The sequence below is a fragment of the Sodalis sp. RH15 genome (genome assembly GCF_047324255.1).
GTDB lineage: Bacteria > Pseudomonadota > Gammaproteobacteria > Enterobacterales > Enterobacteriaceae > Acerihabitans > Acerihabitans ligni.
Window position 1 is genome coordinate 4,925,035 of the sequence record NZ_CP178738.1, and the last position, 12,720, is coordinate 4,937,754.

Consider the following 12,720-nt stretch of genomic DNA (forward strand, 5'->3'; position numbering starts at 1 on the left):
GTTTACCTTACCTTCAGCGTCGCCAGTCCAATCAGGACCAGCATCAGCGAAATAATCCAGAAACGCACGATGACGCGTGGCTCCGGCCAGCCCTTCAATTCATAGTGATGATGGATAGGCGCCATGCGGAATATCCGCTGGCCGCGCAGTTTAAATGACCCCACCTGCAGGATCACCGACATGGTCTCCATCACAAATACCCCGCCCATGATCACCAGCAGGAACTCCTGGCGCAGCAGCACCGCGATGGTGCCCAGCGCTCCCCCCAGGGCCAGGGAACCCACATCCCCCATAAAAACCTGCGCCGGATAGGTATTGAACCACAGGAAGCCCAATCCGGCCCCCACCACGGCGGTGCATACGATGACCAGCTCCCCGGCAAACCGGATATAGGGTATATGCAGGTAGTTGGCGAAATTCATGTTGCCGGTGGCCCAGGCCACCAGGGCCAGCCCGGCGGCGACAAACACCGTGGGCATAATCGCCAGTCCGTCCAGCCCGTCGGTAAGGTTCACCGCGTTGCTGGTGCCGACGATAACGAAATACGCCAAGACCACATACAGCAGGCCCAGCTGCGGCATGATGTCTTTAAAGAACGGCACCACCAGCTGGGTGGCCGGCGTCCCCTTACCTACCGCGTACATGGTGAACGCCACCGCCAGCGCTATCACCGACTGCCAGAAATATTTCCAGCGGGCGATCAGGCCATTGGTGTCTTTACGCACCACCTTGCGGTAGTCATCGATAAAACCCACCACGCCATTGCCCAAGAGCACAAACAGCACGCACCAGACGTAAGGGTTGGACGGGTAAGCCCACATCAGTACCGATACGGTGATGGAAAACAGGATCATCAGACCGCCCATGGTGGGGGTCCCGCGTTTACTGAAATGGGACTCCGGTCCGTCGCTGCGCACCACCTGCCCGATTTGCAGTTTCTGCAGCCAGGCGATTAAGTGCGGGCCCATCCATAACGAAATAAACAGTGCGGTCAGCAAGCTGACAATGGAGCGAAACGTCAAATACGAAAAGACGTTAAAGCCCGAATAGAATTGGACCAAATGCTCGGCCAGCCAAACTAACATGACACTTTCTCCTGTAACGCACGCACGACCTGCTCCATTGCGGCGCTACGTGAACCTTTTACCAACACGGTAATAACAGCATGCTCGGACAATAACTGCGCCAGACGCGAAGTCAGCGACGCCTGATCCGAAAAATGTTCGCCCCGTCCGCTGGACTCGCCGATAAGGCCGCTCAGCTCGCCGACGCTTAATACTTTATCGATGCCCGCGCGGCGCACCGCCTCGCCCACCTGCCGATGGCATTGCGCGGCCTGGTCCCCCAGTTCGGCCATGTCCCCCACCGCCATGACCCGGTAGCCGGGCATCTCTCCCAATACCTGCGCGGCGGCGGTCATTGAGCCCACATTGGCGTTATAGCTGTCGTCCAGCAATAACCGGTCATTGCCCAAAGAAATGGGAAACAGCCGCCCCGGCACGGCGGTGAGCTTGGCCAGTCCGGCGCTTATCGCCTCGAGGGGAGCGCCCGCCGATAGCGCCAGGGCGCTCGCCGCCAGGGCATTGGCTACATTATGGCGTCCCGGCAGCGGCAGGGTTACCGGGCATGCGCCCAGCGGCGTATGCAGCGTAAAAAACACGCTGCCCCCCTGCGCCTTGATGCCCTCGGCATGGAACTCCGCCGTTTTGTCGGTCACTGAAAAACGCCAGACGGTCTGGCGCCGCAGCAGGCTTTGCCAGTTAGGCCAGTCGTGGCTGTCGGCGTTGATAATGGCGTATCCCTCGTCCGGCAGGCTGGAGAAAATTTCCCCTTTGGCCCGGGCCACCCCTTCCAGCGAGCCGAACCCCTCCAGATGGGCGGCGGCGATATTGTTCACCAGCGCGCTGTCGGGACGGACCAGGGCGGCGGTATACGCTATCTCGCCAATGTGATTGGCGCCCAGTTCAATGACCGCGAACGCATCCTCAGGGGTCAGCCGCAGCAAGGTCAGCGGCACGCCGATATCATTATTGAAGTTGCCTGCGGTGGCCAGCACCTGTCCGCACTGGCGCAGGATAGCGGCGGTCATCTCTTTTACCGAGGTCTTCCCCGACGAACCGGTGAGGGCCACCACTTTAGCCGGCACCTGGCGGCGCACCCAGGCCCCCAGCAATCCCAGGGCGCGGCGGGTATCGCTCACCAGCAGTTGGGGCACATCCACTGGTAAGCGCTTGCTTACCAGTAATGCCCGAGCTCCCGCGGCGACGGCCTGGGGGACAAAATCATGGGCATCAAAATTTTCACCCTGAAGGGCCACGAACAGGCAAGACTCTCCCACGGCGCGGGAATCGGTGGTCACCGATTCGACGGTACAATCGGCGCCGATCAATTTCCCGTCCAGCAGCGGCGCCAGGGTGCGCAGAGAGACGTTAATCATGCCAATACCCCCAGCAAACGCGCCACGGTGGTCCGGTCGGAGTAATCAAGGCGCTGTTGGCCGATGAGCTGATAATCCTCATGGCCTTTACCTGCCACCAGCACCACGTCCTGTTCCGATGCCTGCATGATGGCGCTGGTAACCGCTTCCGCGCGGCCAGGAATCACCATGGCCCGGCCCGCATCCAGCAACCCGGCCAGGATATCGTCGATAATGGCCTGGGGCGCTTCGCCGCGGGGATTGTCGTCGGTAATGACCACCCGGTCCGCATACTGCTCGGCAATGCCGCCCATGAGCGGGCGCTTACCTTTATCCCGATCGCCGCCGCAGCCGAACACGCACCATAATTTGCCGTGGCAGTGCAGCCGCGCCGCCGTCAGCGCCTTCTCCAGCGCGTCCGGCGTATGGGCATAATCCACCACCACGGTGGGTTTGCCGCCGCCGTGGAACACCTCCATACGCCCGCAAACCGATTGCAGCTTGCTGCCGGTGCGCGCCAGCTCCGCCAGGGGATATCCCAGCGCCAGCAAGGTAGCCAGCGCCAGCATCAGGTTGCTGACATTGAATTCACCGATAAGCCGGCTTTTGATCTGCCCGTCGCCCCAGCTTGAATCGAACCGGATGCTGACGCCGGTATTGTGGTATTCCACATTGTCCACCCGCAGCCAGCGAGCCGGATGCGGGTCCGGCAACTGCCCGGCGACCGAGACCGCCACCGCGTCCGGCAGCCGGGCCAGCCAGCGCCGGCCCACCTCGTCGTCGGCATTGATGACGCGCTGCGCCACCGGATAATCGGCAAACAGCCGCCATTTGGCCGCTTCGTAATGTTCCATATCGCCGTGGTAGTCAAGATGGTCGCGGCTGAGGTTGGTAAAGACGACGGCGGCGAAATGCAGATCGGCCACCCGGTACTGCACCAGGCCGTGGGAGGAGACCTCCATGGCGGCGAAGGTCGCGCCCTGCCGCTGCAGCTGATACAGGGTCTGCTGGATGTCAATGGCCGAACCGGTGGTGTTTTCCACCGGGACTTCCTGTCCGAACAGGCCGTTGCCCACGGTGCCCATCACGGCGCTCACTTCGCCCAGGAGCTGAGTCCACTGCGCCAGCAGATGGGTAGTGGTGGTCTTGCCGTTGGTGCCGGTGACCCCCGCCAGCCGCAGCTTAAGGGACGGCTGCTGGTAAAAACGGCCGGCCAGGGCCGACAGCCGCCGGTTGAGCTGGCTCAGATAGACCACGGGCACGCCGTGCAATACGCGCAGTTCGCCATCCCCGGCCACGCCGTCCGCTTCCGCTACCACCGCGGCAACACCTTGCGCAATAGCCTGGGAGATATAGCTGCGTCCGTCCGTTTTATGGCCGGCGACGGCCACGAACAGATCCCCGGAAGCCGCGGTGCGGCTGTCCAGCGTCATTTCCCGAAGCCCCTGATCCGGCGCCGATGGCGTCCACGGAGCCAGCAGTTCGCGCAAATTACGTTCGGTCACCTGATCCCTCTTTTTGATTAATTACCATTTCATTTTTATCCCCGGTGGGCAGCGCATCCGGTTCCACATTCATGGTGCGCAGCACGCCGCTCATAATGGCGCCGAATACCGGTGCGGAAACCGCGCCGCCGTAATATTTTCCCGCCTGCGGATCGTTTATCACCACCACCAGCGCGAACCGCGGCTGGCTGGCCGGCGCCACGCCCGCGGTATAGGCAATATATTTATTGATATACTGGCCGTCCGCGCCAACCTTTTTGGCGGTGCCGGTTTTGATGGCGATGCGATAGCCTTTAATGGCGGCTTTGGTGCCGCCGCCCCCCGGCAGGGCAACGCTTTCCATCATATGCACCACGGTTCGCACCAGGGGCTCGGGAAAAATTCTTTCCCCCGCCACCGGCGGATCAACACGGGTAATGGACAGCGGGCGCAATATGCCCAGGCTGCCGATCGTTGCATAGACCCGGGCCAGCTGTAACGGCGTCACCATTAGCCCGTAGCCGAAAGAGAAGGTGGCCCTCTCTATGTCAGACCACCGTTGTTTATGGGGAAATAAGCCACTGCTTTCTCCGACCAACCCCAAATTGGTCGCTTTTCCCAGCCCAAAACGCGAATAGGTATCTACCAGCGCCGAGGACGGCATCGCTAACGCCAGTTTGGAAACGCCGACGTTACTCGATTTTTGTAAAACCCCGGTCAGGGTCAGCTCAGGATAACGGGCCACATCCTTGATTATATGGCCGTTAATGTAATAGGGCACGGTGTTGAGTACGCTGTTTTCCTTGATAACGCCCCGCTGCAGCGCGGTCATTACCACCATCGGCTTCACCGTGGATCCCGGCTCGAAAATATCGGTGATGGCGCGGTTGCGCATCACGTCTTTCGCGGTGCCGGTGAGATTATTCGGATTGTAGGAGGGGCTGTTGGCCATGGCCAGCACTTCGCCGGTACCGACGTCAACCAGCACGGCGGTGCCGGACTCCGCCTTATTGAACGCCACCGCGTTGTTCAGTTCGCGATAAACCAATGCCTGCAGCCGTTCATCGATGCTCAGCACCAGGTTATGCGCCGCCTGGCTGTCCACCGTGGAGATATCCTCGATAACCCGGCCGAAACGGTCCTTGCGCACCGTGCGTTCCCCCGGCTGCCCCGTCAGCCAGCGATCAAAGCTTTTTTCCACGCCTTCGATGCCCTGGCTGTCGATATTGGTAAAACCGATCAGATGGGAGGTGACCTGCCCGGCGGGGTAGTAGCGGCGCGATTCTTGCCGCAGGTTGACGCCCGGCAGCTTCAGTTTGCGGATATAGTCGCCGATGGCCGGGTTAACCTGCCGGGCCAGATAAACGAAACGCCCTTTGGGATTGGCGTTGATACGGGACGCCATCTGATCCAGCGGCAGCGACAGCGCGTCCGACAGCGCTTTCCAGCGGCTATCGGCGGTAATGCCGCCCTGATCGTTAAGCTCCTTCGGATCGACCCAGACGGCATTCACCGGCACGCTCACCGCCAGCGGGCGACCGGCGCGGTCGCTGATCATTCCCCGGGAGGTGGGCACTTCCTGGACGCGCAACGATCGCATATCCCCTTCACGCACCAGCATGTCGGGATTAATGACCTGCAGATAACCCACCCGGAAGACCAGCCCCAGCAAGGCGATAACGATACAGCCGCACAACAACGCAAAACGCCAGCTTACAAAGCTGGCTTGATCAACATAGCGTTTCAATCTAATCGCCCGTGCGGCTTTCATTAATTTTTGGCCATCCGTTTGCGTTCGTTATTGTTGAACCACGATATTTTCCTGTGCAGGATCCACATGCTGCATCTTCAGTTTTTCCGTCGCTATACGTTCCACCCGGCTGTGGTCCCCCAGGGCGTTTTCTTCCAGGATCAGGTTGCGCCATTCGATATCCAGCGCGTCCCTCTCCAAGACCAGCTGTTCCCGCTGGGCGGTCAGCCGGCGCGTTTCGTGCGTGGTCGTCACCACCAGGACAGCCGATACCAGCACCGCCACCAGCAATATCACCGGTATCTTGGCATGGCGGAGCAGGTCCGAACCGATGACGCCAATCAGCCCGTGCCGTTCGTTGCCCATCATGCCGGCAGTTTCTCCGCCAGGCGCAGCACCGAACTGCGCGCGCGCGGGTTGCCCGCCACCTCGTCCTCCGAGGGCTGCATTTTGCCCGCGGCCTTCAACTGCGGTTTGCCCAGTTCGGCAATCTGCGTTTCCGTCAACGCCATATAGGCGGGCACCTGCGGACCGCGGCTATGATCGCGTATGAAGCGTTTAACCAGCCGGTCTTCCAGGGAATGGAAACTGATCACCGATAAGCGCCCGCCCGGGGCCAATACGGCGAGGGCGCTATCCAGCGCCCGTTCCAGTTCTTCCAGTTCGCTATTGATATAAATGCGAATCGCCTGGAAGCTCCGGGTGGCCGGATGCTTATGTTTTTCGCGAAACGGACTGGCATTGGAGATAAGCTCCGCCAGTTCATGAGTACGGGTCATCGGCGATTGCTGGTTTTTTTCCACGATGGCCTGGGCGATACGTTTGGCGAACCGCTCCTCGCCGAAGGTTTTCAACACCCAGGCGATGTCTTCGGCGTCCGCCTTCAGCAGCCATTCGGCGGCGGACAGGCCGCGGGTGGTGTCCATCCGCATATCCAGCGGTCCGTCGCGCATAAATGAGAATCCCCGCATCGGATCGTCCAGCTGCGGGGAAGAGACGCCCAAATCCAGCAGAATCCCGTCTATGCGTCCGGTCAGTTCCCGCTCGGCCATGTACTCGGCCAGAGCGGAAAACGGGCCGTGAATCGCGCTGAACCGGGTGTCTTGCAGCGCACGCGCGGCTTCAATGGCCTGCGGGTCGCGATCGATAGCCAGCAGCCGTCCTTCCGCGCCCAGGCGGGACAGGATAAGACGTGAATGACCACCGCGCCCGAAGGTGCCGTCGATGTAAATACCATCGGGGCGTATATTCAGGCCGTTAACCGCTTCATCCAGCAAGACGGTGGTGTGTTGATAAGTTTCTGCCATAGCTATAGAGACAAGTCTTGTAGTCGCACAGAAAGCGGTTCCTGTGCCGACAGTTCAGCGTCTATATCGTCCTTGACTTGTTGATACCAGGTCTGTTCATCCCACAACTCAAACTTATTGAATTGTCCGACCAGCATCACTTGTTTGGTAAGTCCGGCATGCAGCCGTAATGTTTGCGCAATTAACAACCGACCGGCGCCGTCCATCTGACATTCACTGGCATGCCCCAGCAACAAACGCTGAACACGGCGTTCGGCGGGATTCATACTGGACAGACGCGACAGCTTTTGTTCAATGGTTTCCCATTCAGGCAGCGGGTAAAGCAACAGGCATGGTTGGTGAAGGTCAATGGTGCAGACCATCAAGCCCTCCGTTTCCTCAATCAGCTTATCCCGGTAACGGGTCGGCACGGCGAGCCTGCCTTTGCTGTCGAGATTAACCAACGTTGCCCCACGGAACATATGCTGATTTACCCCTCTAAAACCCTTTTCACCACATTATCCCACTTATTCCCACGCAAAAGAGTGTACGAATGGTATTAAAACATTGTCAAGCTACTAAAGAGCAAGAAGGGGATTATTTATGCATGAAATAAGACACTCTGAAGGGAATTAGTTGAAGAAGGGTAAAAAAGTATACAAATAACATCATGATATTCATAAAGAGGGCATTCTGATAAAAAATACGTAAATTTGTGATATATCCCAAAACCCATCTCCCGATGGGGTGCGGATCGTCCGGCGGGCTGATTATACGCCATCCGCGGCGAGGCGCTCAATCGGCATCTGACCCCAAAACGCGCCCGATTTGTTTAACATCAGGTTTTTTTTAAAACCGTTACTTTTCGCTAAATGAAATTGTCAGCGAAATATAACGATGCCGGCGGTATAAATTAAAACCCGTTTTTGCCGCAAAAATAGGTCTGCGGCTGGCGATTTTCTCTGCATTTTTTAATTTGTTGCCAGACCGTTTATTCCATTAAACCGGAATTATCCTAAAAGATCCTTCTTTGAAGAAATACCCCTACCCTCTTTGCGTTTAACCACGAGCTAAAAGTACCGTCGCAAATGCCATGTTTATAACTATATGTAAAATATAGATTTTGTCATCCAGGCCGAGGTTAATAGTCCGCTTCTCGCCAAAAAAATATTTTTCCAGTGCATTGGTCCAATTTAATGTTAAAAATAAAGATAAATCACTAGTTAACTAGACACATCCAGTGATGTAACCTATATCATATTAAATAAGCATCATAATACGCTATGTTGGCTAATCGTTAAATCTGAAACATTTAGCCCACTTTTTATTCTGGAGCCCTGCTATGTTTTCCCGTTCGTCTCGTTTACGCATGGCTGCGGCCGATACGTTTGCTTTAGTGGTGTATTGTTTTATAGCCGGGATGGCTATCGAGATTTTGATGTCGGGAATGAGCGTGGAGCAGTCCCTTTCCTCGCGGCTGGTTTCGGTACCGGTGAATATCGCCATTGCGTGGCCGTTCGGCCAGTACCGCGATGCGGCGCTTCGTCTGGCCCGGCGTTACGGTCCCGATTCTTTCTGGACCCGCAATGTCGCCGACCTGTTGGCCTATGTCAGTTTCCAGTCACCGGTTTATGCCGTTATTCTCTGGTCGGTGGGAGCGGATATGCAGCAAATGATGACCGCCGTGGCGTCCAATGCCGTCGGTTCGATGATATTGGGCGTGGCTTATGGCTATTTTCTCGAGTATTGCCGCCGGCTGTTCCACGTGGCGGGTTACGTCAATTAATTCACATGGCTCCCCCGTTTCGGAGCCATGGTGTCAATACTATTTCCCTGTCTCAGGCGCGGCTAAGGGAACCGCGCCGAAAAAGGCTGCGCCGTAAACGCGTCAATCCGGGTTTGGGCCGATGGGGTTCATCCAGGCTTGCCAATACCAGTTCCAGCACCCGTTCCGCCACTTCCCGGTGGCGCTGCGCCACCGCAAGCACCGGGCATTCCAGGAAATCCAGCAGCTCGTTATCACCGAAGGTGGCGATGGCCAGATCCGGCGGCAGACGCCCGCTGCGTTTTAGCGTCACGTCCATGACGCCCTGCAGCAGGGAAAACGAGGTGGTGAAGATAGCCTGCGGCATCGGATGGCTTTCCAGATAATGGCTGAACAGCGCCGCCGAGGACGAACGTTCGTAGCTGTTGGCATACAGGTAATCGGGCTGCCGGGCATCGTCACCCCATCCCTGCCGGAAACCTTGCTCGCGTAAAAAACTCACCGACAGTTCCGGCAACGCGCCGAGATAGAGCACCTGCTTGCCGGGGAACGTGCGCAGTTCCCGGGACAGCATTTCCGCATCCTCCTGATCCGCACCCACCACGCTGATAAAATGCTCGCGATCGAGGGCGCGATCCAACGCCACGATGGGAAAGGGGTCATCGGCCCAGCGTTGATAAAAGGGGTGTTCCGGCGGCAGGGCGGTGGAGACGATGATAGCATCCACCTGCCGTTGCAACAGGTGTTCGACGCAGCGCATCTCATTATCCGGCTGATCTTCGGAACAGGCGATCAGCAGTTGATAACCGCGCTGGCGCGCCTGCCGCTCAAGATAATTGGCGATACGGGTATAACTGGTATTTTCCAGATCCGGGATGACCAGACCTATGGAGCGCGTTCTACCTGCCCTGAGGCCGGCGGCAACCGCATTGGGATGGTAGTTATGCTCACGCACCACCGCCATCACCTTTTCCACGGTTTTATCGCTGACGCGGTACTGTTTCGCTTTGCCGTTAATCACATAACTGGCGGTTGTGCGCGAAACACCAGCCAGGCGCGCGATTTCATCCAGTTTCACAGAGACTCCTTTGCGCTGATGATAAGGTTAAAAATTACCTTAGATATCCATAATCCCATCGGGGAATTAAACTATGCTACAACTATCAGCAGAAAACGCTAAGAAGTAAATGGAAGAGATGAGATAGCCGAAGTAAGATAAGCCTCTGAATGGAGAGGCTCTGTTACCCGGGCGGGCCGCCCGGGCCGGCAATCAGCGCATCACCTTGTCGCCGCGGGAGAGACCGACGATGCCGGAACGGGCTACCTCGACAATTTCCCCCACCTCGCGAATAGTGGCCAAAAACGCGTCCAGTTTGTCGCTGGTGCCGGTTAACTGAACGGTATACAGCGAGGGGGTCACATCCACGATTTGCCCGCGGAATATATCGGCGCAGCGTTTGACTTCCTCGCGCATCCCGCCGCTTGCCTGCACCTTCACCAGCATGATTTCCCGTTCCACATGGGTTCCCGCGCCTTGACCCAGTTCGCTGACCCGCAGCACGTCCACCAGTTTGTGCAGCTGTTTCTCGATTTGTTCAAGCACCTTGGCATCGCCCATGGTCTGGATGGTCATGCGCGACAGGGTGGGATCGTCGGTAGGCGCCACGGTCAGGCTTTCGATATTATAACCGCGCTGGGCAAACAGACCGATAACCCGCGATAAAGCACCCGATTCATTTTCCAATAATACCGATAAAATCCGGCGCATAATCACGTCCTCTCCGTTTTGCTTAACCACATTTCGTCCATGCCGCCGCCGCGAATCTGCATGGGGTAGACATGTTCCGTACCATCAACCATTACATCGACGAACACCAGGCGATTCTTTTGCGCCAGGGCGGCGGTAAGCTTTGGCTCCAGCTCTTCCGGCGTTTGAATGGAAATCCCCACATGACCGTAGGCTTCCGCCAGTTTGACGAAATCCGGCAGCGATTCCATATAGGACTGGGAGTGGCGCCCGGAATAGATCATATCCTGCCACTGCTTGACCATGCCCAGGTAACGGTTGTTCAAACTCACCACTACCACCGGTAATCCGTACTGCAAGGCGGTTGAGAGTTCCTGGATATTCATCTGGATGCTGCCGTCGCCGGTGACGCAAATCACCGTTTCCTCGGGCAGGGCCAATTTCACCCCCAGGGCTGCCGGCAGGCCGAAGCCCATGGTGCCCAGGCCGCCGGAATTGATCCAGCGCCGGGGTTTATCGAACGGATAATAGAGCGCGGCGAACATTTGGTGCTGTCCCACATCGGAGGCCACATAAGCGTCGCCGCCGGTGAGGCGATACAGGGTTTCAATCACCGCCTGGGGTTTGATTTTGCCGCTGTGGTGGTCATAGTTCAGACAGTGGCGGCCGCGCCACTGCTCAATGTCCTGCCACCAGTCGCGCAGCGCATCGAAGGGCTGCCGTTTATCGTTCTGATCCAGCTGTTCCAGCATTTGAATCAGCACCTGCCGGGCATCGCCGACAATGGGTATATCCGCCGTCACGGTTTTGGAAATCGACGCCGGGTCCACGTCGATGTGCAATACCTGGGCATCGGGGCAGTATTTCAGCAGATTATTGGTGGTGCGATCGTCGAAACGCACGCCGACGGCAAAGATCACATCGGCCCGGTGCATGGCCATATTCGCTTCATAGGTGCCGTGCATTCCCAGCATGCCGAGGCTTTGGCGGTGGGTACCGGGAAAACTGCCCAGGCCCATCAGCGAACTTACCACCGGAATATTCAGCTTTTCCGCCAGTTGGCGCAGCTCCTGGTAACAGCCTGAGGTTATCGCCCCGCCGCCGGTATAGATAACCGGCCGTTCGGCGGCCAGCAGGGTTTGCAGCGCCCGGCGAATCTGCCCTTTATGGCCGTGCACGGTGGGGTTATAGGAGCGCATCGATACCGAATCGGGATAGAGATAAGGCAATTTCACCGCCGGGCTGAGGATATCCTTGGGCAAATCCACCACCACCGGTCCGGGGCGGCCGGTGGAGGCCAGATAGAAAGCCTTTTTCAGCACGCCGGGGATATCCTCGGTCTTTTTCACCAGGTAACTGTGTTTCACCACCGGGCGGGAGATGCCCACCATGTCGCATTCCTGGAACGCGTCATAACCAATAAGCTGACTTGCCACCTGGCCGGAAATCACCACCAGCGGGATGGAGTCCATATAGGCGGTGGCAATACCGGTGATGGCATTGGTGGCGCCGGGTCCGGATGTCACCAGCACCACGCCCACCTTGCCGGTAGCGCGGGCATAGCCGTCGGCCATATGAGCCGCGCCCTGCTCATGGCGCACCAAAATATGTTCAATCCCACCGACCGTATGCAATGCATCGTAAATATCCAATACGGCCCCGCCGGGATAACCGAATATATGTTTAACGCCCTGATCGATCAACGACCGGACCACCATCTCGGCTCCTGACAACATCTCCATGGGTTTGCCTCCAGGCTTACGTAGGTTCTGCGACAGCGGCAATGCCGACTGTCGCTTGGCACAGGGAAATTATCAGTAATGACACCCTGAATGACTGCTTATTATTAATTTATGACCGGTAACGATAGCGCCTGTTGATGAACCAGGCAATTGCCAAAAATATTGTCGGCCCATGATGTATTACATATAGTTCCGCACAAAGATGAGTTAATGGCAGATTAAACTGGTAAATTTCCGAAAATGACTTCCCGGCACTGCCTCTGTAAACAATTACGGAGCTTAACATTGCCGCTCCAAGGAAGACATTTGTCCCCCGGTAATAAGCATTATGTATGAAATGTTGACATCGAAGAACGATTCATGTACCAATAAATACCAATAACCATTCATGACCTGGACGCCGATATAACATGTTCGTTTCTACCCGTCTACTAAGCCTACTACTACTCGCACCCTTGATGCGCGGTATGCTGGTACACGGAGTTTAGAACTGACTCAAACGTCCCAGATAAAAACCCGCGCATTGCGCG

General features: G+C 57.2%; 11 protein-coding genes. 1 reads left to right on the forward strand and 10 read right to left on the reverse strand.

The features are described from left to right. Window positions 1-2 precede the first annotated feature (2 nt). Genes mraY through mraZ form a run of 7 tightly spaced genes read right to left on the reverse strand, consistent with a single transcriptional unit; the run spans window position 3 to window position 7,418 of the window. Window positions 3-1,085 (reverse strand): phospho-N-acetylmuramoyl-pentapeptide-transferase, encoded by a 1,083-nt coding sequence (mraY, locus tag ACL2XO_RS22370; protein WP_132925973.1) that lies wholly within the window; start codon window positions 1,083-1,085, stop codon window positions 3-5. Next, complete coding sequence (gene murF / locus ACL2XO_RS22375; protein ID WP_413741554.1) at window positions 1,079-2,437, reverse strand: UDP-N-acetylmuramoyl-tripeptide--D-alanyl-D-alanine ligase; 1,359 nt, start codon at window positions 2,435-2,437, stop codon at window positions 1,079-1,081. Before murF ends, mraY begins: the two co-directional genes overlap by 7 nt. Continuing rightward, window positions 2,434-3,921 carry a UDP-N-acetylmuramoyl-L-alanyl-D-glutamate--2,6-diaminopimelate ligase gene (gene murE, locus ACL2XO_RS22380; RefSeq protein WP_413741555.1) on the reverse strand — a complete coding sequence of 496 codons (1,488 nt, stop codon included), beginning with the start codon at window positions 3,919-3,921 and terminating at the stop codon, window positions 2,434-2,436. Before murE ends, murF begins: the two co-directional genes overlap by 4 nt. Then, window positions 3,908-5,671 (reverse strand): peptidoglycan glycosyltransferase FtsI, encoded by a 1,764-nt coding sequence (locus ACL2XO_RS22385; RefSeq protein ID WP_132925969.1) that lies wholly within the window; start codon window positions 5,669-5,671, stop codon window positions 3,908-3,910. The genes murE and ACL2XO_RS22385 overlap by 14 nt, the downstream gene beginning before the upstream one ends. 27 nt (window positions 5,672-5,698) lie before the next feature. After that, window positions 5,699-6,019: a cell division protein FtsL gene (ftsL, locus tag ACL2XO_RS22390; protein ID WP_132925967.1), complete on the reverse strand. Its 321-nt coding sequence runs from the start codon at window positions 6,017-6,019 to the stop codon at window positions 5,699-5,701. Further along, window positions 6,016-6,957: a 16S rRNA (cytosine(1402)-N(4))-methyltransferase RsmH gene (rsmH, locus tag ACL2XO_RS22395; protein ID WP_413725480.1), complete on the reverse strand. Its 942-nt coding sequence runs from the start codon at window positions 6,955-6,957 to the stop codon at window positions 6,016-6,018. The genes ftsL and rsmH overlap by 4 nt, the downstream gene beginning before the upstream one ends. Window positions 6,958-6,959: 2 nt before the next feature. Continuing rightward, on the reverse strand, window positions 6,960-7,418 hold the full coding sequence (gene mraZ / locus ACL2XO_RS22400) for a division/cell wall cluster transcriptional repressor MraZ (RefSeq protein WP_132925963.1): 459 nt from the start codon (window positions 7,416-7,418) through the stop codon (window positions 6,960-6,962). Between the two features lie 860 nt (window positions 7,419-8,278). On the opposite strand from mraZ, the gene ACL2XO_RS22405 reads away from it, so the two are divergent. Continuing rightward, a complete protein-coding gene (locus ACL2XO_RS22405; protein WP_132925961.1) occupies window positions 8,279-8,722 on the forward strand; it encodes an L-alanine exporter AlaE in 444 nt (147 codons plus the stop codon). A gap of 52 nt (window positions 8,723-8,774) precedes the next feature. On the opposite strand, the gene cra is transcribed toward ACL2XO_RS22405, so the two are convergent. The 3 genes from cra to ilvI form a co-directional block, all read right to left on the reverse strand. Continuing rightward, window positions 8,775-9,779, reverse strand: coding sequence for a catabolite repressor/activator (gene cra, locus ACL2XO_RS22410; RefSeq protein WP_203523895.1), 1,005 nt, complete (start codon window positions 9,777-9,779; stop codon window positions 8,775-8,777). Window positions 9,780-9,971: 192 nt separating this feature from the next. After that, a complete protein-coding gene (gene ilvN / locus ACL2XO_RS22415) occupies window positions 9,972-10,469 on the reverse strand; it encodes an acetolactate synthase small subunit (RefSeq protein WP_165934232.1) in 498 nt (165 codons plus the stop codon). 2 nt (window positions 10,470-10,471) lie between these two features. Continuing rightward, the gene (gene ilvI, locus ACL2XO_RS22420) at window positions 10,472-12,190 is read right to left on the reverse strand and encodes an acetolactate synthase 3 large subunit (protein WP_132925957.1); all 1,719 of its coding nucleotides are present in this window, start codon (window positions 12,188-12,190) and stop codon (window positions 10,472-10,474) included. Window positions 12,191-12,720: the final 530 nt, after the last annotated feature.

Excerpts from the sequence above, each read along its gene's own strand:
- ftsL (WP_132925967.1), bottom strand. The coding sequence starts at position 6,019 with ATGATGGGCAACGAACGGCACGGGCTGATTGGCGTCATCGGTTCGGAC.
- ACL2XO_RS22385 (WP_132925969.1), bottom strand. The coding sequence starts at position 5,671 with ATGAAAGCCGCACGGGCGATTAGATTGAAACGCTATGTTGATCAAGCC.
- ilvN (WP_165934232.1), bottom strand. The coding sequence starts at position 10,469 with ATGCGCCGGATTTTATCGGTATTATTGGAAAATGAATCGGGTGCTTTA.
- murF (WP_413741554.1), bottom strand. The coding sequence starts at position 2,437 with ATGATTAACGTCTCTCTGCGCACCCTGGCGCCGCTGCTGGACGGGAAA.
- mraY (WP_132925973.1), bottom strand. The coding sequence starts at position 1,085 with ATGTTAGTTTGGCTGGCCGAGCATTTGGTCCAATTCTATTCGGGCTTT.
- ACL2XO_RS22405 (WP_132925961.1), top strand. The coding sequence starts at position 8,279 with ATGTTTTCCCGTTCGTCTCGTTTACGCATGGCTGCGGCCGATACGTTT.
- ilvI (WP_132925957.1), bottom strand. The coding sequence starts at position 12,190 with ATGGAGATGTTGTCAGGAGCCGAGATGGTGGTCCGGTCGTTGATCGAT.
- mraZ (WP_132925963.1), bottom strand. The coding sequence starts at position 7,418 with ATGTTCCGTGGGGCAACGTTGGTTAATCTCGACAGCAAAGGCAGGCTC.
- rsmH (WP_413725480.1), bottom strand. The coding sequence starts at position 6,957 with ATGGCAGAAACTTATCAACACACCACCGTCTTGCTGGATGAAGCGGTT.